Source organism: Nonlabens agnitus, assembly GCF_002994045.1.
Lineage (GTDB): Bacteria > Bacteroidota > Bacteroidia > Flavobacteriales > Flavobacteriaceae > Nonlabens > Nonlabens agnitus.
The window spans coordinates 1,083,254-1,104,713 of sequence record NZ_MQUC01000003.1; the positions used below are offsets into that span (position 1 = coordinate 1,083,254).

Genomic DNA, 21,460 nt, shown 5'->3' on the forward strand with positions numbered 1-21,460 from the left:
AAATTAATTACGACTTGAATAAGGGGAATTGGTGTGATATGGGTTGATTGGTTTAAGAGGCTAAATATAGAAGAACCATGGATATAGACCACTTTAATCTGATAAATATTACGATTGTCGTTAAATTTCATCGACGAACGGTTAAAAATCTTAAAATATCATAATATTAATTTGAGACATATAATTAGTATATAGGTAAAAGATAGTTACGCTTTCGCGAAAGCGAACTCCATATTTATCACACTATAAAAATGAAGTTTTGATCGTTTTTCCATGTTTTGAGTTAGTGTTTTAAAAGGGTAGAAGGTCTTGATCTGAAAACACACGTGACAGATTGCCTGAAGCCAATAGCTTTTTTAATAGGATTTTACCAAGAAGCTTGGCATTATTATGGTAGCTTAACTTTCAAATATCTTTGTTATGAAAATGTATCGTCCTATATATAGTAAATGTGTGTTGTTACTTATCGCTATTTTGAGCATTACTGCCTGCAGCGTTCAAAAAACGGGAAGCCCAGCAGAATTTGAGGCGTTGACCAATAAAGTGGTTAATGGTGATACGTTGCGCATTGAGATGGATGCGGCTTATCCCTTGAATACGTATGCATCCCAACAAGTGATTCAACAATTGATGCGTAATACGGGAGATACTGCCAATAGAATTGACCTTACGGGCGACGGGCATTTTCTAGAAATTCATCCAGACATGGTGAAAGCCAATTTACCGTTTTTTGGAGAGCGTCGTCAAGGTGCTGGATATAACAATCCGCAGGACAGTGGTATCAATTTTGAACAGGCGCCAGAGGATTATCTCTACACGGTAGATAATGAGGCATACAAATACGAGATTGAATTTGATGCCAATGACAAAACCGAAAATTATGACGTGGACGTGGTTGTATTTGCCAATGGTAAAGCAACGGTTTACGTAAGAAGCACCACCAGAACGGTCATGCAATATCAAGGAAGAGTGGTATCTACGAACGATTCCAAGGAGTAATCAAAAAGAGAACAAGTCTACTTAGTTCTCAAAAATTCTATTTGACATAATATACATTATGGTTCAAATATCAAATTCTTTTAATCATCACAAATCGCATAAAATAAACTGCCCGGATTCATAACTATAGTATTTACAGGCATCATCTTAGGCGTAATTCTAATAAATGGTACTAAATCTTGATCTGTAGGATTTTCAGCATATGGGAACTGCTCATGATTTGAATCCAGAACTTCTGGAAATATCTCATTCTTGAAATACTGTTCAAAGAATTCAAGATCTTCCGTATTGATGTCTTTATACTCAGAACGCTTTTGTATGCCGCCTTGATCTTCCATAAACAATTGACCATCCATAAACCTTACTTGAGAGGTTCCACCTTGAGAATAACTTTCAGGTAAACCTGTGAGCAAAAACTCATTATACGAGGCGTTTGGTTTAAAACTAAAAATATAGTTCTTAGAGTTTGTGATTTCGCCTTCTGCATATTTTCTCAAATCCTGCTGATAGATTTCTATTTGTTCAATGGAATTGCGCTGCGAGTAGATATATGGATACGTAAAGCAATTGGCGGCTTCATTAAATATAGCTGTAAAGGCCTCATTTACAGAACTATTAAAACGTATCGCAAAACCTCTATTGGCATCAAGTCCAACACGAACTTTAACCGAATCCTGAATACTCGAATTATAGCGAGCGTACAGCACCACTTTAGGTTCCTTATGATAGGTGAATAGATAATGGTCTTCTACTTTTTGCCAAGTTCCTTTGAGCACACCTCCAAAAAATGCGATAGCAAAATGATGATCTGGTGAGATAATTACATGAGAATCTCCATGTGGATCATTACTAGAAATATGATATGCTCCAGAAATATCCTCAACAGACTGCTGTGCAACACCTAAGGCCATCCCACTAAAAACAAATAGTATTGACAAAACCTTTTTCATAGGTATGCATTTTTTCTAAAATAAAGATAATCTAATCTGCCGCTATAAAAATCTCCTGCGGTGACCACTACTCTACTATTTATACGATCATTGTTATTCCTTACCAGAGGCGTCATTGGACTAGATTACCAAGCAAGGTCTGCTCCTCATAATTCTTAACATATTATATGGTTCTCAAAGCTTCATTTTAAAATGTTATGGTTTAGTTTTGCCGCCGCAAATAATTATCAAGAATCTCATTAGGGAGATAGCAACCTGCAATAACGAGCAAGGTGCTAAATGGATAAGCCAAGTTTTTGGAAAAAATGTTAACTCATACTTCTATTGCTGGTCGCTGTTTCCCTTATCTCAAATTAAGATATGGATCATAAAACCGTGATTACCCCTAAATTTTCAGCGCTTATACCGCTTTTTGTCTTCGTCCTTACTTTTCTAGGCGTTGGTATTATTCAAAATGACTTTTACGCATTACCAGCACCTATAGCTGTTATTGCGGGAATCATCGTGGCATTCCTGATGTTCAGACAAACGATCGAATCCAAAATCCAAACCCTATTAAAAGGTTGTGGTGACGATAAGATCTTGACCATGTGTTTGATTTATCTCTTGGCCGGTGCTTTTGCTGCCATCACTAACGCGACTGGTAGCGTGGATGCTATAGTCAATTTGGGTCTGGACTTTATTGCAGTGCAATACATCTACGTGGGCATCTTTGTTATCGCCGCATTCCTATCGGTTTCTACGGGAACTTCTGTAGGTGCGATTGTCGCACTGGCGCCTATTGTGGTGGGCTTTGCCGATAAAAGCAGCGCAGACCTAGCCATTTTGTGTGGTGCCTTGTTGGGCGGTAGTATGTTTGGTGATAATCTCTCGGTCATATCAGATACCACGATCGCTGCGACCCAATCTTTAGGTTGTAAGATGAGTGATAAATTCAAGGAGAACATCAAGATCGCGCTTCCAGCTGCTTTGGTCACCATTGCCATTTTGATCTTTCAAGGGTTGGACCTAGAGTCTGGCAATGCAGAGACGATCATTTATGATTACTCGGTGATTAAAATTTTGCCTTACCTTCTTGTAATTGGACTTTCTGTATTGGGTGTTAATGTGTTTATCACGCTACTTTTGGGTTGCATCAGTGCTGCCATTTTAGGGATTGCTTACGGTGATTTCACCTTATTGGAATCTACCAAAATCGCCTATGAAGGCTTCACCAGCATGACCGAGATCTTCTTACTGTCCTTACTTACCGGTGGTCTAGCTGCACTCGTAGCCAGAAATGGTGGTATTGATTTTATCCTGATCAAAATCAAAAAGCTGATTTCCAGCAAGAAATCAGCGCAATTGGGTATTGCTTCACTGGTCAGCACCGTGAATCTAGCCATCGCAAACAATACGGTTTCCATCATTATCACAGGTCCCATTGCCAAAACCATTAATGATGAGTACCATCTGGACAACAAGAAAACAGCGTCGATTCTGGATATTTTTGCCTGTATTTTTCAGGGATTGTTGCCGTATGGCGCACAGGTCTTGATGATCTTGAGTTTGTCTAACGAACAAATCAATTATCTGGATTTGGTTTCTAACACGTGGTACCTCTTGTTACTGTTGATGACGACCATAGCATTCATTGTATTCAATACACCTAAAACGATAAGAGTTCCATAAATAAGAACGCCTGGCATATTAGGTACCTTTGCTTCCACTCCAGTTGTAAGTCCAATAACCTGAGTGCTGTCAGCAAATTCGATTAAAATTTATGATTCCAAAACTTCATTACATATCAAACGCCAAAACGCCTCAACTTCATCTAGACAACATTCAGAAAGCTTGCAGTGCTGGAATCGAATTGGTACAACTGGACATGAAGCACATCAAGAAACCAGCGCTTTTACAGTTGGCTAAAGATGTTCAGGCGATTACTTCGCATTTTCAGACCAGACTCATCATCACGAGCCATTACAAGATTGCCGAAACCATTAAAGCAGACGGCGTATTCCTGGAAAAAACCGACGCTTCTCCTACTCTAATGAGAGAACATTTGTTCCCATGGCAAAGCATTGGTGCTAGCGCACACACCTTGCAGGATTGTCAGGACTTGATTAAAAAAGAAGTGGATTATATCGCCTTGGGACCTTTTCAAACGGCTAAGGAAGATAAAACGAATGCCTTAGGGATACATGGTTATACCGCTATTGCGGAAGCCTTACCAACCGAAACACCATTACTAGGTTTTGGCAACATTACTACAAACGATGTCAAGAACATATTGGACACCGGAATCTCTGGAATCATCGTATCTCAAGAAATCAACACCGATTTCAATTTGATCAAAACCTATCACCAATTACTGAAAGCTTCTTCTACTCAAGAGATCAGGCATAGGTTTGAATGATTCGTTTAATAAAATGATGTTTTATACATAAAATACTTTATGCCTCCTATAGATTTTGAATAGCAGTTTATAATTGTAAGATTGTTACAATTCTACTAATGATCTAATAAACCCGACCTCAGACTCTATGCTGATGCAGATTTTTAAAACCTCCATATTTATGATAGTACCGTAATTGAACAACTAAAACTTAATTTATCGAGAGCAAATAATTAACTGTGGGAATCAATTATTTTCTTTACTGCAGGCTTTAAATACTTCAAAAACGTTTCTCTTGCAGGGTTTTCAAGTTGTAGGATTTTATCAATCTCCTCAATAAAATTTTCATTTAACGCTATTGAGGTAAATTCGGAATGCATTCTAGCTTTCAAAACTTCATCATCTAAGTTTACTTTTCTCTTCAATATTGATATTTGATCATTGAGTAATCTGCCTTCACTAAATAAATCTAGAAAACCAGACTTCTGTAGTTTTGCAAGGTGATCTCGAACATTTCTAATTGAATAAGCTCCTTTTTTAAATAATAAGACCGTTGGTAACTCTGAAAGTTCTTCAACCTGCATTGCGTATGCACTATGAATAAAAATCGGCACCCTACGATGATGAAAACAATGTTTAATATCTTTCAAAATATCAAAATCCATGTCTTGAGAATCCAATTCATTTTTCTGAGCTAAATCGAAAATAACAGCTTTAACGTCCATCCAGTTATCATCAGAATAAATATATTCTCTTAGACTATCAAGAGTAATAAATGTAATAGGTTTCAAACCCAAGTCTAAACCGCGTATATCAGCCTTGATTTTTTTGACAATAGAAATTTCGTCATCGTAGATTAAAATTTTACCCATAACTTACTTTATCTTCTATTAAGGACAAAAGCCGGCCCATATTCTCTGTTTTCAGCTCTGATATCCCAATTATTTTTGGATAAAATGCTCTGAGTGTATGTCAGACCTAAACCACTTTTATTCTTTCCGGGTTTATTAGAAACACCATATTCAAATATAATATCTAAAATTTCCTCGGGAATTAAAGGTCCGGTATTACTTATTACCAATTTTGTGTTTTCAAGGGAAAACAATATTGCTCGATTTGATTCATCACTTGTTTTTAACCAAAAAACTGCATTATTAATTATATTTAAAAAAGATATCCAAAGAGCATATTCATTATCATTTATTTGATAAGAGTTTAATTTAGGATCGATATCAATCTGGATTTTAAAATCATTAATATCTTTTTTATATAATCGGATAACTTTCGAAAAAGAAACGATTGGTTTAAAATTTCTACTCACGGATTTTCCGATCGCAGGCTCTAGGGATTCTTTTAAATCATCTAGAGTACTAACGGCATCGGCAATTGAACTTAACTCATTTGAAATCTTATTCTTTATTTCTCGTTGAGTAATCTTTTCATTTTGGTCATAAATTTCTAATTCCGAAGCTCCCAAAATTGTTATTGGTTGGGCTAATTCATGATATAATAACTCAAGACTACTGCCTAGAGAGGCTAATCTTTCGGCGAGAGTTAATCTGAATTCAGCGCTATTAAGAGCATTGTTAGTTTCGTTTATAAATAATTGAGTCTTATTTATAACTTCATCATTATCAATATTATCCCTAATAAAATTTAAATATTCTTGAGATTCAGGTCGCGTATTCAATTTTCCAACTGGTCTACCTAAATTGTTCTTAAGGCGATAATTATATCTCTGCTGACCAATTTCTTGCATCACTCTTAGCAACATCCCTTTCAGTTGGCTAAAAGCATTGTTTTCATAGAAGCCTTCTCTATTTGTTTTCTCTTTCAATCCATCATTCTGTGGAGAAAACAAATAAACATAACCTAGCACTAGATTTGGTCCAATATTTTTCCTGGATCTTGCACTCTTTTTTGACCTAATCCTAACCAGTCTTGAACTCCATCAATGTCTCCATAGGGTTTAACGCCAAATCCATTTTTAGAAATTCTTATACCAAGAAGTTTATTTAAAATATTCTTGGTTCGAGTATTTTTCTCATTTAATATATTTCCGAGCTTTTCGATTGCATCTTTTTCTCTATCATAAATTCTTATATCAAACATAAACCCACCTAGATCAGCTTGTGCTTCAGAATCGGTTAAATCTTTAAGTTCTTGTTTATTAACTAATTCTGTTTTTGAATTAGAATAATCAGAGACATCCAAAATCATTTTCTTTTCAAACGATTCATTTGGAAGTCTGTTAAAAAAAAGCACTCCATTAAGTTCGCCTGTGGAGTTGATTCTACCTATAGCCCTATAACTATATCCTTTAAGTATTTTTAATGGTACGACTTCGGTTAGAAGGAATTCATTCTTGTGATCTTCAATAAGATTAGTACCAAAATTCAATTTAAAAGTACTTTTTTCACTTGCGATTGAAATCTTTTGGAAATGATATTGTTTGTCAATAATTCATCTTGTATCATTTCACTCATTGCCAATGGGGTAATTAAGACCCCAAGTGATTTCATTAAGCTGGTATCTTCAAATTTTAAATCAAATTCATTATTACTATATTCATCTATCATTAAATTTTGAAGACTATCATCAATATTTTCTAAAATAATAATTGTTCCTTCTAAAAAATTTTGATACTTATTATTGAGTAAGTTCAACAGTACATCATTTCGATCTTTGTTTCTTATCGATAGCAGGTGATCTTTTTCAAATAAATCAATATAATTTTGAATTTCGTCCCCAGGGAATTTTATTTGATCTAAAAGAACTTCTTCATAAAATTGATTTGAATCCAAACTCAACCAATTGAATTTATCACAATATGATGTTTTAGATACAACAGTGAGTCTCTTACCCAAAGCCATTGCTGCTAACCTACCAATACCTTTATTACCCAAGAATTGTCGGTTGAAGATTTCGCTGTGAGTCCTTTTTCTTTTGGAGCTAACCGAGGGTTGCAGCCATTCCCCAAAGAGTGTTTCTTTCGCCATTCCTGTCCCATTATCCTTTACAATTAGAAAAGATTTTGACTCTTCCTCGGCTATGTGAATGTAAACATCAATTTCTGTAGCATCCGCATCGTAACCATTTTTGACTAACTCATTAATTGCTGATGTAGGATGGCCGATCAACTCTTCACCCATTTGAATAATAGACCGTGCGCCTGGTTGAAACGTGTGCGTTCTTACTCCCATTAAATTAATGAATTAAATTGTTCCGCTATAGTTTTGGACATCAAGGGAGGTACTGCATTTCCTATTTGTTTAAATGCTGCACTTCTACCACCTTCAAAAAAGAAATCATCAGAAAAAGATTGTATTCTTGCAGCTTCTCTTACGGATAATGAGCGTATTTGATTAGAGTCTGGATATATATAATGGTGTCCATCCTTGGCTATATGAGCAACCATTGTATGCGATAATCCATTGGCATCGACAACTTTATATCTATCTAAAAATGATTTCTGATTTTTATGTGTTTTCAATTTATTTGGTAGATCTGGATATTTTAAACGTTCCCTATTTTCCCATTTTTGAATTGCAATTTTATAGATCTCCAAATCTCTAATATTATGAGGTCTCGCAATATGCTGAGTCACAAAATCCATCCCATTTCGTAGTTCAAATTGATTTAAATAATCTGAAGAATTAGATTTATATCGAGTTACATTTTTTTGTTCACCAGGCTCAAGTATTTTTAAATCATCTAAAATATCTCTGACTTTAAAATCATGTTTTACTTTTTTGAACTCTGGATATTTAAAATCTATGTCCTTCCGCCAACCAATTAAAATAACTCTTTTTCTTTTTTGGAGAACTCCAAATTCTTCTGAATGCTGAACTTTATAATCTAAATTATATCCAATTGATTTGAAATGTTCTTGCATATTTTTAAAGTACTGCCCTTTTTGAGCAGAAATTAGACCCAAAACATTTTCAAATACGAAGGCTTTGGGTCTATAGTTTTCAAGAAATTTTGCATATTCTTGATACAAAAGATTTCTAGGATCTTCTCTCATGCCATTGGCATCTCTTGCTCTACCTACTAACGAATATGCTTGACACGGTGGACCACCTATAATTATATCAATCTCTTGATTTCCAGCCAATAAATCAATATGTTTAAAAATAGAGTCATTGTTGCATCCACCAATGCCAATATTCAATACCGATTCTGAAAGCTCTTTAGTTCCATATTTTAAAATAAAATCTGGTCTACTTATTTTTCCTAAAAGATAATCGTAGTAATGATCAATTTTATTTTCTCCTTTCAGCTTATGATATACCAATCTTGTCTCTAAAGTATTACATGCGTGAGAATCAATCTCAACGTGCGCTATAGGATTGAATCCAGCGTTAATAAAACCTTCGGATAAACCACCTGCTCCGGAAAATAAATCTATAAAATTCACAATATAAATCTACATCAAATAAAAATTCATACCAATATAGCAATACTTTGATTATCAATTATTTGATAATTAATTGACAGTTGAACCCTGATTTTCATCTCACTTTTTGAAGTACTATTCCAAATTTGGGCAAATTTCGATTGATAAGATATTCTGCTCCTCACACGTTTTATTATAACAAGTCACCGGCACAAACTACGCTTCTATTTTAAATAACTATATATTCCATCCAATTTAATGCTTAGAGATCAAAATTAATTAAGGCGCATAGTCGTATGTAATTCACTTTGAAAAATGTACAGTTAAGCAAACACAAGAAAAATATGATCACTGATTGGAATATTTTGATCACAATCAAATAGATTATATCAACCTTCACCATTGCATCCTTCCGCGAAAGCGATAAAAAACCATTCACCTTCTAAATCACTCAGTCTAAAATGACTAAGCATTGTTGCGAGTCATTGTGAATATCTATCCACAAATTTGCCGGTTCCCGCTGGTCTGGCATTCTATATTTGCCGTCCCAAAAAAGAATCCTATGAGCGCCACATGGTACGAGTGCAAAGTGAAGTATAGAAAATTTGATGAAGCCACGGCCAGTCATAAAATGAAAACAGAGCCTTTTCTGGTAGATGCGATATCGTACACTGAAGCCGAAAGCAGAATCACCGAAGAAATGGCGGCTTATTTGAGTGACAACGAGGAGATCAAAATCACCAACATCAAAGTGGCTAATTATGCCGAGATCCATCCATTTGAAAACTCAGATCGCTGGTTCAAATCAAAGATCTCACTCATCGCTGTAGATGAAGAAAGTGGTAAGGAGCGTAAAACCAACATCTATTTCCTTGTACAAGCCAACGATGTAAAGGAAGCGTATGAAAATACCGTAAGCGCCATGGCAGATACAATGGGAGAATATACGATTACAGCCGTTTCAGAATCGCCTATTATGGACGTGTTCCCATATTTCACCGGTGAGGAAGATGATGTAGAACGTTTGAAGAACTTCACGGCTCTTAAAGACTCAAAACCGGTTTTTAATGAAACCGATGAAGTGTTGGAAATGGAAGATTCCCTTATCGCTGTTGAGGATTAGGATTTCTCAAAAACCATACAATGCTGCCACGGCAGGTTGTCAATGTTCTTGACCAATTTAAAACCTGCGGCTTCCATCTCTTTAATGGATTGCGCCTCGGTCATTTTATGAATGGTTTTGATGGGAATGGATCGATCTTCACCACGATATTCAATCAGATAGACCTTTGCGTTGGGTCGCAAGGATTTTTTGATGGACAACATCATCTCTAATGGATAATTAAACTCGTGATACACATCCACCATTAGGACTTTGTCGATGGTATTTTCGGGTAGGTTAACGCTTTGCTCGTAGCCTTTAATCAGGTTCACGTTGTCCAGACCATTATTTTGCAGTTGCCTGCGCATCTCTGCCAGCATTTCTTCCTGAATGTCGACCGCATATACTTCACCTTCGTGAGCTATAGGTGCCATTTTAAACACGTGATATCCAGATCCAGCGCCTATGTCGGCAATGACATCGTCACTTTGGATATCCATATTTTCCAGTAGTTTGGAAACATTTTCTTCCTTCTCGCGCTCGGGACGGTTCAGCCACTCCATACCTTGAAATCCCATCACATGAGCGATCTCGCGACCTAGATACCACTTCCCTATTCCATTGTAATCACCAGATTTATAGGTATAGATTTCGGTGGTGTTTTCTGTCGGTTCGTCTTTCTTTTGACCTTGACAACTCGTAAAACTCATGCAGAGTGCCAGCGTGATCACTGGAATCACATAGTGATGGATGCGACGGTAAAAAATGCTTTTGGAGTCCATGATGCTAGGTTGAAAATTGGTGTTCGGTCTATTTCTGGAATTTTAGGCCTCGTCCTTGTTGGCCAAAAAGTAGGTCAGAGCACCTACGACCAGCGCCAGTCCAGCGCCTAGGTATAGGATCTCGATACCACTGTTATAGACCACCACACGACCCGTAAACGAGATTGTCATGATAAAAATGACCATCTTGATCATCAAGGCCTTTAAACCATCCAGGTCCTCAATGACCAGCCACGATGGCAAATTGGGAATCTTACACACGTACAATTCAGATAAAGCCATCCCAACAGATAACAAAATCACGCCCAGCAACACAAGATCAAGTGCCTTCAAACAATTCTTGATCACTTCGTCCTCTTCACTATACCCCAAAACTATCTTTGAGAGCGTACTATAAATCTCTTTAAATGCATAAAATTCCACGCCTATCGCGAGTGCGATAATGGCGATCACTGCCAGGGCAGCTACGATTTTCAGGAGGAAGCCTAGAGATTTTGTCATTTTGGTGGTTTTTAATACGGTGAGAAAAGATAATGAAAATGTGGTCTATTTCGCTTTCGCGAAAGCGAAATAAACATTCACTCATCCACTATTTTTAAACTTCATAACTGATAATCAATAAGGTGCATCATGCTGCTTTGCGCAGCACTTCTAACGGTGAACTGCTCAATACACTGCGAATGTTGCTTAACCCTATGATTAAAACCAATATCGAAATTGCCGGTAAAAACACTATAAACGGCACTGCTGATGGTACAAAAGGCTCCTTAAATATGAACAGCGCGAGCAGCAAACTGCTCACTAAAGCGAGTACGATACCTACCAAACTACCTAAAATTCCCAGAAACAGATATTCCAAAGCGGTGATCCTAAGGATTTGACGATTTTTGGCCCCCAAAGTGCGCAGCAACACACTTTCCTTGATGCGCTGATATTTGCTGGTTCTTACAGATCCTATCAATACAATGATTCCCGTAAGAATGCTGAAGAACGCCATAAAATTGATGATCCAGGAGACTTTGTCCAGAATATCTTCTACCACGTTAAAGACCTGTCGCAAATCGATGATGGAGATATTAGGGAACTTTCGCACCAGATCCCGCTGGAATCCTGCCGATTGCTCTTCGGTTGGTGCATAGGTCGTTAGCACATTAAACTGCGGTGCACTCTCTAGAATTCCGCTAGGGAAAACGATGGAAAAATTGATCTGCAGATTGGCCCAATCCACCTGGCGTATGCTGCCCACCACGGTCTCCATAAGAACGCCTTGTACGTTTAAGGTAATGCGATCGCCTATCGTAACATTGGCATCTTGTGCCAGGTTATCTGAAATGGAAATCTGTACCAGTTCGCCAGTTTTTTGAGAAGGTGTCCAGCTGCCTGCAATGATTTTTTCAGACGGTATCAAGCTGTCACGATAGGTGGTTCTAAACTCATGATTGAGGATCCAGCCGCGTATTTGTCGTGTGGTATCAACACGCAATTCGCTTACCAATTGATCCTTGATCTTATGCATGCGCATGGTGACTAACGGAATATTGTCAATCACCGGTAATCCATTCTCTTCAAAGGTAGCGACCACAGCATCCAGCTGATCGGGCTGTACGTCCAGCGCAATGATATTGGCTCTTTCAGACGCCTGCCCTATTTCGGTTTTGCCCAGTAAAATGTCCTTGGTAAAGTATAAGGTGCTTACGAGAAAGGTGCCCAAACCTATGGCAACGAGTAACACGACGGTTTGGTTATTGGGTCTGAAAAGGTTGAGCAAGCTTTGTCGGGTCGTGAATCCCGCGCGTTTAGGAAAATACCTTTTGATCAAGCGCATTGCACCTATCGCGATACCGGCTAAAATTGCAAAGGTCACCAGTACACCAGCCACGAACCCTAGCGCAAACAATGCATCTTTTAAAAGCCACCAGGAGAAAAGATACAGGGACAAAACGATCAATCCTATAATGATAACTCGCGCCATATTTGATCTAGCCGATGAAGAATTGGTTACTCTTAAGACTTCCAATGGAGAAACATACCAGGTGCGCATCAAGGGCAGCAAGGCAAAAAGCACAGACATGAAAAGACCCAGCAAAACGCCCATGATTAAGGGTTGTGCGGTAATGGTAATCTCTAAATCAAATGGTAAAAACTCCCTTAATAGGTAGGGAAATATCGCTTGGAGACCAACGCCAATAGCGGTTCCAATCAATCCACCAATGACGCCAATACCAGCAATTTGAATGAGGTAAATCAGGAAACTCTGTTTTCTGGAAGCGCCCATACATTTGAGAACCGCAACAGCGTTGAGTTTTTCCTTGATATAGATATTGACAGAACTGGCGATACCTACACAGCCCAACAATAAAGCGATAAAAGCGGCTAGATTTAAATAGGCACCTACGTTTTCATAACGTCTGCCCAGTCGCCTGCTGGTGCTCGTGTGTGTATCCAGATCTGCGTCTTCAACATCAAGTTGTGGCTCTACTCTCTGCTCCAGCGCCGTCAAATCTGCATCTGGCTGATTGAAGAAAAATTGATATTCCTTACGACTCCCGAATTGAAGCAATTCCGTCGCTTCCACATATTCATAAGGGATCACCACAGGTGGCGCTACAGATGTGGAAATACCTTCACTACCAGGAATAGATTTGAGCGATCCAGCAATGGGTAATGTGAGTTCACCTATCTTGATTGAATCTCCAGGTTGGATGTTGTACTGCAGCATTAATGTGGCATCTACTAATGCTCCGCCAGAATTTTGATACTGATCTCCAGCGTTAGCTGGCAGTGTTTTTATGGTACCATAAAAGGGAAACTTTCCTTCCAGACCGCGTACGTTGACGAGCTTTGTGCCACCATTTTTAGGAAATGCAATCATGGAAACAAATGTGACTTCCTTGGCATCAGGCTGCAAAGAATCTATGATCGCCTGTGCGCGTTCATTTGGAACGTCGTCGCTGTCGATGATAAAATCGGCACCCATCAGGGATTTGGATTGCCGCTGGATATTGTCGGTAAGATTTTGACTAAAAAGCTGAATGGAAACCACAGCCGCAATACCCAAGATTATGGATGCCATAAACAGCAATAATCTGGAGGTACTAGCTTTGGCATCTCGCCACGCCATTTTGAAAAGCCATTTTAGCCTTAGACTCGAGGTTAATTGATTAGAATTCAAATCGCGGTTGTGGGTTCATTGGTTAGCACTTGTCCACCTTTCAACCTTAGTATCTGCTGGGTTCTCGCAGCCAGATCTAGATCGTGTGATATGATCACCAGTGTTGTTCCTGCATCCTTATTGAGATCCAAAAGAAGTTTGATCACCTTCTCGCCGGTTTCTTCATCGAGATTTCCCGTCGGTTCATCTGCAAACAAAATGGATGGACGATTGGAAAAAGCTCTGGCCAGCGCTACACGTTGCTGCTCACCACCAGATAATTGTGATGGGTAATGGTTGACGCGATCGCCTAGACCTACCTTTTCCAGCAGTTCGCTAGCTCTGGAGACCGCAGTAGCATCACCTTGTAATTCTAAGGGAACACTCACATTCTCTAAAGCTGTTAGTGTAGGTAACAATTGAAAATTTTGAAAAATGAAGCCTACCTCTTTGTTGCGCAGTTGAGCGCGCTCATCTTCATTAAGTTGATTCAAATCATGACCGCAAAGTTCAACAGTTCCAGCATTGGGCTGATCCAGACCTGCGCACAAACCCAGCAAAGTGGTCTTCCCACTACCTGATGGCCCGACAATGGAAAAAGTTTGCCCTTTTTCTACCTCAAACGAGACATTTTTCAATACCGTTAATTGTCGCGAGCCACTGGTATATGTTTTCTCCAGCCCATTAATCTTTAATATCTTTGACATTGATTCTTTTAATATTTTCTGCTAAGCTTATGCTCAAATCTAAAACTATGGAAACCCTTTTAAACAGAGCAATTTATAGGCAACGCATCCTATTAAACTTTTGTTATTTTCTATGTACTTTGTCGCTCTTCTCCTGCAAGAATGACGCAGCACCAACTACAGAGACCACCACTGAAGCTACCAGTCAGAAACCTGAGGAAGTTCAAACCTCAAGTGATAAAACCATTTTGTTTTTTGGAGATAGTCTGACGGCTGGATACGGTCTCGATGACACAGCAGATGCCTTTCCTGGTGTGATTCAGGAAAAGATTGATGCCGCTGGTCTTGATTATCAGGTAGTTAATTCAGGTATTAGTGGTGAAACTACTGCTGGTGGAAAAAGCCGTATTGACTGGACACTCAATCAAAAAATTGATGTTTTTGTATTGGAATTAGGCGCTAACGACGGTTTACGTGGCGTGCCTGTTTCAGAAACCAGAGCTAATCTACAAGCCATTATTGATGCCGTTAGAGCCAGCGACTCAGAAACCAAAATTATTCTAGCTGGAATGCAACTACCGCCTAACATGGGTCAGCAATATACTAGCGAATTCAAATCCATGTTCTCTGATCTTGCCACTGAAAACAACATCTTTTTGATACCGTTTCTATTAGAAGATGTTGGCGGTGTTCCATCCCTAAATCAAAACGATGGCATACATCCTACCGTTGAAGGTCACAAAATATTGGCAGATAATGTTTGGCAAGTTTTGGAAGGCGTGATTTCTACACCTTCATGACCCATTCTTGATAGATAGATGCAAACGGTTTGTTGAAAGTTCGCTTTCGCGCCTGGCTGCTCGCAGACAGAAAAGCGAATCAATCAATAACTCACACTCCTCACAATTAATAATCCTGCTGATAAGCTATTTTCACCCAAACTTCCAAAGTCTCATTGTCCTGCTCGATGTCAAGAACAATCACCGGCTGGTCCTTGACCAACACTTCATCTTTCAATACCGCAGATTGACCATTAATCACGGGCAATTCATACACCTTTACGGTTTTTAACGGATAAATCACATTGTCTGGCAATGGATAGCCTTCAGGATTCTTATTTTTATTGAAGGCTTCTACTGCCATAACCATTTCACCATCAACGTCCATAGGAACGTAGCCAGTAGCATCCATAAATGAGGCAATGCGTTGCCTCGCCTCATCATAATGCGTGGCATTTTCTTTGAATTCGATAAGGTAATCAGTATAAATATTGAGCGTATTTGCATCTACTGTGTACGCCCATGTGGCTTCGTCACTAGAGACTTCTCCAATAGGATCGTCACTTGTATCTTCTACAGCATCAGAATCAAACATCCAGACTAATAAAAAAGGAATCAAAATAGCCACAGCGGCACCTATGATATAGGCTTTCCATGGTTTTTTTCTGGTGTAAACCCGTTTGACTTTCTTACGCGTTCTGGGTATGGCCGTCACTACGGGTTCACCACTGCTAGCGGATTGTTTTTCAAATTGAGCGCGCAGATCGTCGACGAGTCGCTGTGCACCTACATCAAAACCTAGAGTGAAATCTATAAACTGGGTACGTACCATCCTTAGCGGTACATCACATTCTTCGATCTTGATAGGTATAACGGGAACGTTACTGTGTTTTGAGAAAGCGATTTCATCCTTGACGTTCTCTGATGCTACCGAAGTTTGTGACAGTACCAGGACCATGGCGTCTGCCTTTTTGATCTGCTCTTCCAACACATCATCCCAACCTTTTCCTACCGGTATTTGCTCATCAAACCATATTTCAAATTCTTGTTCACGCAGGACATCAACCAGATGTTTGACATACTCCTTATCTGCACGCGAGTAACTTATAAATAAACGTTTCATATGGATTGGTTTTCAGTTGGTTAGTTTAAAAATACGCCATTTAAAAATCTCACGAACTCATCATTTGTTTTTCTGGTCAATGTGGTGTAGGCAAGGCAGGCATTGGCATGCATGGAAATTTTCTCTCGTGGTCCAGCCTCAGCAGCGGCAATGGTATATTGCTCTTTGGCCGTTGAGAAGTCGGCTAGATATATGCTGGCTTCGGCAATAGTGGCGGCTTTCCAGATGCTTTCAAAAGGATCTTCTTGAGCACGCTTTCGCGAAAGCGTGGCATACTTTGTCATCTCCGCCCTATCCTGATGGTGAACAATGCTCATAAAGGCAAGATTGATAGCTAAAAAATATTGCTTCTCGATATTGTTCTCATCAACAGCCATATCAAACGCTTTTTTGTATAGGTCAAAACTGCGATCGCCGTCTTTCTCTTTGTTGTATTTAAGAAAACGCCGTTTGACACGACCTGCAAGTAAGCCTAAGAAATAAAGGCTTTCATTTTCATTTGCCTGACTTTCTGCAAAGTCTATCGCATCATCCAGCCGGTCGAGTCCTTCTAGTGCAAATATTAAATTACGCGTTCCTTTGTTACCTAGATTTTTACGGTCTGGCCAGAGTTCCCTAACCACAGCCTCGTAATCGCCTAACAATAGATTAATTTCTTCTTTGTTGGTGTATTTATTGGAGAAGGTATTGTCAGTCAGTGTTTTGCAAATCAACTGGTAACCATCATGATCAGTGTCTTCTGGCTGCACCATACTGAAATGATCTCCAGCTACTAATACATCGCTTGATACGTCAAAAACGCCAAAGCTATTTTCTGTTCCCACAAGATTGTCATCAGTTCCTACAGCATTCTTCAAGGTAAAATCTGGTGTAGAAAAGGACGCATTCCATTCCTTTCTCAAGTTTTGAATAAACGTTCCTGTAGAAAATAAATTCTGGTGTCGTTTTTCCACCTCTTTATTATCCTTGGCAAGAATCCCTTTGTTGGGCGTTGCCATTAAAATGATATGACTAATTATAGAACGTTCCTCTGGTTTGAGTTGCAACATGGCCATTTGAATAGCAAGTCCACCTAGGCTATGCCCTACTAGTGCCACCCTTTTATAATCCTCAAACTTATGACGTATTCCAGAGGCAATATTATCTGCCAACTTTTGAAGGTCTAACGAGCTGGCCCATATATCATGCCCCATTTCTGGCATGTTGTTTTGGGAAAACCCAAGAGGAAATAAATCCCAACCATCCATATCGCTATCCTGAGCCAGTAGCTTAGGGACTTCACCAAAGGATTTATGCGCCTCACCAGAAAAACCGTGTACAAAAACAGCAGCGTTTACACCATGATTCTCCCTAAATTTAGATAGCACTTCACCAGTAGCTTCTTTCTCTGTTCCTTTTGATTCAGTATATTGTTTTACAGTCTCTTGTATGTCTTTAAGTATATTTTTACTTAATATGAAGTTATCAAACATCTGCAGGGTTACAAAAGGTCGTTGTACGCTCTTGACTTCTGGCACTTTACGCATCACATGATTGATTACATCAGTCATTCTCACGTAGGGTTCTTTAAAATCAGGATGGTGTTTTCCTTCCAGGACTTCTAGCAAACATTCTGTAAACAGACTGTTTTCTGCATCCTTAGGAATGATCCACGATCGTTCTTCGGCACGGCAAGATGATAAAATAGACATACCGCGACCATCATCCATCTTGTGAATCATCCCTTCTGGATTGGTCAATCGATCCTTTAGGCTTGCTTTGCCTATACCTGGCGAACTCTTAGTCATACCACCAGCGTGACAACAGTCCAGCACTAGAATGAGGCGACGTGTTTTGAGTGATGCCAGCTTTTCCTTTAGCTCCGTAGCGAGAACCCAAGTATCTCTATACTTTCTACCATTATAATCGTTAGGAACCCAGAAATAATGGGTTTCATTCTCTTCTTCTGGTTTGAGATCCTTCCCGTCATGTTCCCATTCTTGTATGTCATTATCGGTATATGTACCTCCATGACCTGAGTAAAATAGCAAAACGCTGGAGTCTTCGTCTGTTTTATCGATCAATGTATCAAATGCGTCCAGAATTCCTTTTCTAGTGGCTTGCTTTTCTACCAGCAATTGTATATTCTCTGGCTTATAACCTACTTTATCAGGATCTGAAAGCAGATTAGCTATAGCTTCCGCATCTCGTGCACTGGCAGGCAAATCCTTGCCTACTCCTATTAAAAGCGCATATGCATTGTCGAGGTTTGATGTAGAGCTACTCATTGTATGGAATCTAACATTTGTTGTAATTGGGCTACCTGAGCATGTGAAATTGATATAGGTGCTGCATCAATCGCGGTGATAAGACGTTGCATTTTTACGCTTTTTTTTGGTGGAATGATGTTGCGTTGTACCAGCTCTGTTAAGATAGAAGATGGAGATTTTCCAATTACATTTATAGAACAATCGGTTGCTAATTCTACCAACGTATTATCTATTGACCTTTTGATCTCAACTAACTGTTCGTAAGGCCTTAACTTTTTCTCAAACCCTATCTTTGGACCACTTTTTTCTACACCAGCCGCAAGATCACTACCGAAAGTTTCTTGTGCGGCCTCAAGTGCGCTCTCGAAAGTAAGTGACAAACCACTGGCATTTGCCGTTATGGCTCCTAGCCTACCAAAGGCCGCTACCATAGGTTTGCGAAATAGAAGAATAATAATCAACAACATTGAGGGCCAAATGATGACGTTGATGAGTGCAATAAATTCTTGGATGGTCATATGGTAGCGTTTTAATGGTTAATGCCAGTAATTCATGATCTTATCAAATTCAGGGGTTTTGATTATATTTTTAAAAACGGGATCATTTTGAAACCTGCGCGTGGTATAAATGTTACCATCAGCAATGGAGGTTTGTAATAGTCGAAGGGCTTTATCATCATTCCCTATTCCTGCGTGATATCTAGCTAATTCATAATCAGTACTACCGTAATCGTAGTCTGTTTTAAGTCTTTTTATCTGGGCAAGCGTTTCCATGGCTTGTGATTTATTCCCGGCTTTATAAAATGCCGTTGCCAGCAAGGATTTTATTCTAATGTCTGCAGGTTTTGCGGCTGCTAGACGTTGCGCAAGCGATAGCGCTTTTACGTTTTGCCCTAGCCATAACATGGATTGTAGCGTACTGGCATCTTCAAAACCTTGACTTAATTCAATGACTTTAAGGAATTTCGCTTTCGCGAAAGCGAGATCATCCATCAACATAGCCTGCATTCCAAGAAAATACTGCAACCGGACTATTTCTTCAGGCCGCAATGATAATTCCTGCCGTTCCAGCAAAAGATCGATTTTTCTCTTCTGTCCCGTTTTAAGATAAGCGACTACCAATGGTTCCAGCAACAATTCTTGTTCCCGATCCTTAATGACTTTCTCAAGTTCGCTGATCACCTTTTGATAATCCCCAAGCTCAATATGGGCTAACGCACTTACATATTGACGATTAAGACACGTGTGGCAGTTATACAGATCCAAAGAATCGTTTGAAATACGTTCATAAATAGGTTCTACATCCTCAGGCCTATTGACGTACTGCTGGGCAACAACCATTACAGTAGAGTTATCGACAAGCTGTTGTGGTACAAATCGATACTCTTCTAGCAGCGTTTGATAGACTCGATCGTTTTCTCCATTGATAAGCGCCTCATAGTACTTCAATAGATTTGCCTGTCTTTTATTATCGTAGGCTGTCAATTTTATGGTTCGGCGTAAAGAGTCTGCGATTTTGTAATTGCCTTGACCGTAATGGTAGGCCACTCTCAATACTTGAGGTTCAAAAAAGGTAGGATCTATAGATATAGACTCGTTCAATAAATTTAGATAGTCTTTCTCGCGATGGGACTTTGACTTTGCTTCCAGTAGTTTCTCGTAAGCCATATATTTAGGAGGATTACGTTGCAAGCTCAAAGAATCGTTTTTGTTTTCTAAAAACAGATACCCCATGATGAGTTGCTTAATATTCTCGATACACACCAGCGGATCTCTACTGGAACACGATTGCGGTTTAAATGAAACCAATATATCCGATGTTTTCCCATCCGTTATGGAGCTTTGTACGATCAGCTGATCTTTATTTAGAAAATATGTTCCCGTAATGATTTTACTAGGCTGTATGAACCGGTCTAGAATCTTGATAGAGCCAGATGTATAGCCTTCAAAATCTTCTGCATATTGCTTTATGGTCTCGGTAGATATTACCTGGGCAATTTGTTTCTCATTAATTCCCTGAATAATCCAATCTGCCGCCATGCTGCCCGCTACGTCCAGAGAATCTTGCATACTGTTATTCTTGAATTTGAGCACCACGATGCGATCATCAACATCTACTATGGGTTCGCTTTCCACGCGTACAACCGTCTTAACGAGTGGTTCATCGTTATTAAAGAAATTTGCTTTAGTAATGACCACTACAACAGCCATACAGACCACGGAGAATATAGCTACCGTACCGAAATAGATCTTTTTAAAAGAAGCAATAGATGCTAATTCTTTTTTGCTTTGATCCTCGTTGTATTCTATATGAATTTTAAATTTATAGATGTAATACAGATAGAACGGGAAACCTAGTACCAAAATGAGTATCAGGACGGTAACCGACTTTTTAGGTAAACCAATGGGTTCCCATACTACCGCGAGTACTTGAAGTAACACCCATGTGGAAACCAAGTAGATAGAAATAAGCTTTAGAACGTCCTTCTTTTGACATTCAGCGATAAATTGCTTTATCGTCATTGGTGGTTGGTTTTATAATTACTTGAAAATTAAGGATTAATAACAAATATTCGCTAACTTAACAGTCATTAAGTTCTAACTAAAAAACCTTTAAACCATGAGCACTGAAAAAACTCCATCACCAAAGCCAGGAAAAGACGCACCAAAACCTGGAAAACCTATTGATCAAGATCAAGACGGAACACCAAAAACTGGCGTAGTTATAGGTCCTAGAAGAGATGGCCCAGCCATCTAAGTTTTGATTTTTAATTCAATAAGTAATCTAATTTGGACGTCATCTAATTAAAAAACCCATTGCACTGCAATGGGTTTCATTATAATCAAATGGTAAATGAGTATCG

General features: G+C 38.9%; 20 protein-coding genes and 1 riboswitch. Of the genes, 6 read left to right on the top strand and 14 right to left on the bottom strand.

What is annotated here, in order from left to right:
* Positions 1-420: 420 nt before the first annotated feature.
* Positions 421-999, top strand: coding sequence for a DUF4251 domain-containing protein (locus BST86_RS04985; protein WP_105982310.1), 579 nt, complete (start codon positions 421-423; stop codon positions 997-999).
* 80 nt (positions 1,000-1,079) lie between these two features.
* On the opposite strand, the gene BST86_RS04990 is transcribed toward BST86_RS04985, so the two are convergent.
* Positions 1,080-1,949, bottom strand: coding sequence for a hypothetical protein (locus BST86_RS04990; RefSeq protein ID WP_146126712.1), 870 nt, complete (start codon positions 1,947-1,949; stop codon positions 1,080-1,082).
* Between the two features lie 219 nt (positions 1,950-2,168).
* Positions 2,169-2,265, top strand: a riboswitch (SAM-I-IV-variant riboswitch).
* Between the two features lie 44 nt (positions 2,266-2,309).
* Between BST86_RS04990 and BST86_RS04995 the strand changes: the two genes are divergently transcribed.
* Positions 2,310-3,620 carry a Na+/H+ antiporter NhaC family protein gene (locus tag BST86_RS04995; RefSeq protein ID WP_105982312.1) on the top strand — a complete coding sequence of 437 codons (1,311 nt, stop codon included), beginning with the start codon at positions 2,310-2,312 and terminating at the stop codon, positions 3,618-3,620.
* A 91-nt stretch (positions 3,621-3,711) separates the two neighbouring features.
* Positions 3,712-4,347, top strand: coding sequence for a thiamine phosphate synthase (locus tag BST86_RS05000; RefSeq protein ID WP_105982313.1), 636 nt, complete (start codon positions 3,712-3,714; stop codon positions 4,345-4,347).
* A gap of 212 nt (positions 4,348-4,559) precedes the next feature.
* Here the strand turns inward: BST86_RS05000 and BST86_RS05005 are convergent, their stop codons facing one another.
* Genes BST86_RS05005 through BST86_RS05025 form a run of 5 tightly spaced genes read right to left on the bottom strand, consistent with a single transcriptional unit; the run spans position 4,560 to position 8,746 of the window.
* Positions 4,560-5,198 (bottom strand): hypothetical protein, encoded by a 639-nt coding sequence (locus tag BST86_RS05005; protein WP_105982314.1) that lies wholly within the window; start codon positions 5,196-5,198, stop codon positions 4,560-4,562.
* Between the two features lie 8 nt (positions 5,199-5,206).
* Complete coding sequence (locus BST86_RS05010; RefSeq protein WP_146126713.1) at positions 5,207-6,163, bottom strand: sensor histidine kinase; 957 nt, start codon at positions 6,161-6,163, stop codon at positions 5,207-5,209.
* A 41-nt stretch (positions 6,164-6,204) separates the two neighbouring features.
* Positions 6,205-6,726, bottom strand: a complete 522-nt coding sequence (locus BST86_RS05015) for a hypothetical protein (protein WP_105982316.1) — start codon at positions 6,724-6,726, stop codon at positions 6,205-6,207.
* Positions 6,723-7,529, bottom strand: coding sequence for an ATP-binding protein (locus BST86_RS05020; protein WP_105982317.1), 807 nt, complete (start codon positions 7,527-7,529; stop codon positions 6,723-6,725). The genes BST86_RS05015 and BST86_RS05020 overlap by 4 nt, the downstream gene beginning before the upstream one ends.
* A complete protein-coding gene (locus tag BST86_RS05025; protein WP_242446464.1) occupies positions 7,529-8,746 on the bottom strand; it encodes a DNA cytosine methyltransferase in 1,218 nt (405 codons plus the stop codon). The genes BST86_RS05020 and BST86_RS05025 overlap by 1 nt, the downstream gene beginning before the upstream one ends.
* A 541-nt stretch (positions 8,747-9,287) precedes the next feature.
* On the opposite strand from BST86_RS05025, the gene BST86_RS05030 reads away from it, so the two are divergent.
* The gene (locus tag BST86_RS05030) at positions 9,288-9,848 is read left to right on the top strand and encodes a DUF4494 domain-containing protein (RefSeq protein ID WP_105982319.1); all 561 of its coding nucleotides are present in this window, start codon (positions 9,288-9,290) and stop codon (positions 9,846-9,848) included.
* Here the strand turns inward: BST86_RS05030 and BST86_RS05035 are convergent.
* From BST86_RS05035 to BST86_RS05050, 4 genes are all read right to left on the bottom strand, one after another.
* Entirely contained in the window at positions 9,845-10,609 is a 765-nt protein-coding gene (locus BST86_RS05035; RefSeq protein ID WP_317046516.1) for a class I SAM-dependent methyltransferase, read from the bottom strand. The genes BST86_RS05030 and BST86_RS05035 overlap by 4 nt on opposite strands.
* 42 nt (positions 10,610-10,651) lie before the next feature.
* The gene (locus tag BST86_RS05040) at positions 10,652-11,110 is read right to left on the bottom strand and encodes a YqhA family protein (RefSeq protein ID WP_105982320.1); all 459 of its coding nucleotides are present in this window, start codon (positions 11,108-11,110) and stop codon (positions 10,652-10,654) included.
* 127 nt (positions 11,111-11,237) lie between these two features.
* Complete coding sequence (locus tag BST86_RS05045) at positions 11,238-13,730, bottom strand: ABC transporter permease (RefSeq protein ID WP_105982321.1); 2,493 nt, start codon at positions 13,728-13,730, stop codon at positions 11,238-11,240.
* 47 nt (positions 13,731-13,777) lie between these two features.
* Positions 13,778-14,467 carry an ABC transporter ATP-binding protein gene (locus BST86_RS05050; protein WP_105982322.1) on the bottom strand — a complete coding sequence of 230 codons (690 nt, stop codon included), beginning with the start codon at positions 14,465-14,467 and terminating at the stop codon, positions 13,778-13,780.
* A gap of 47 nt (positions 14,468-14,514) precedes the next feature.
* On the opposite strand from BST86_RS05050, the gene BST86_RS05055 reads away from it, so the two are divergent.
* Complete coding sequence (locus tag BST86_RS05055; RefSeq protein ID WP_242446465.1) at positions 14,515-15,246, top strand: arylesterase; 732 nt, start codon at positions 14,515-14,517, stop codon at positions 15,244-15,246.
* A 106-nt stretch (positions 15,247-15,352) separates the two neighbouring features.
* Here the strand turns inward: BST86_RS05055 and BST86_RS05060 are convergent, their stop codons facing one another.
* Genes BST86_RS05060 through BST86_RS05075 form a run of 4 tightly spaced genes read right to left on the bottom strand, consistent with a single transcriptional unit; the run spans position 15,353 to position 21,119 of the window.
* Positions 15,353-16,348 (bottom strand): TIR domain-containing protein, encoded by a 996-nt coding sequence (locus BST86_RS05060; protein ID WP_105982324.1) that lies wholly within the window; start codon positions 16,346-16,348, stop codon positions 15,353-15,355.
* Between the two features lie 20 nt (positions 16,349-16,368).
* Entirely contained in the window at positions 16,369-18,615 is a 2,247-nt protein-coding gene (locus tag BST86_RS05065; protein ID WP_105982325.1) for a caspase family protein, read from the bottom strand.
* Positions 18,612-19,115: a hypothetical protein gene (locus BST86_RS05070; RefSeq protein ID WP_105982326.1), complete on the bottom strand. Its 504-nt coding sequence runs from the start codon at positions 19,113-19,115 to the stop codon at positions 18,612-18,614. Before BST86_RS05070 ends, BST86_RS05065 begins: the two co-directional genes overlap by 4 nt.
* Before the next feature lie 18 nt (positions 19,116-19,133).
* Positions 19,134-21,119, bottom strand: a complete 1,986-nt coding sequence (locus BST86_RS05075) for a tetratricopeptide repeat protein (protein ID WP_105982327.1) — start codon at positions 21,117-21,119, stop codon at positions 19,134-19,136.
* A gap of 97 nt (positions 21,120-21,216) precedes the next feature.
* Here BST86_RS05075 and BST86_RS14880 point away from each other — a divergent pair, with 97 nt between their 5' ends.
* Positions 21,217-21,354 (top strand): hypothetical protein, encoded by a 138-nt coding sequence (locus BST86_RS14880; protein WP_172443316.1) that lies wholly within the window; start codon positions 21,217-21,219, stop codon positions 21,352-21,354.
* The last annotated feature ends 106 nt before the right edge of the window (positions 21,355-21,460 follow it).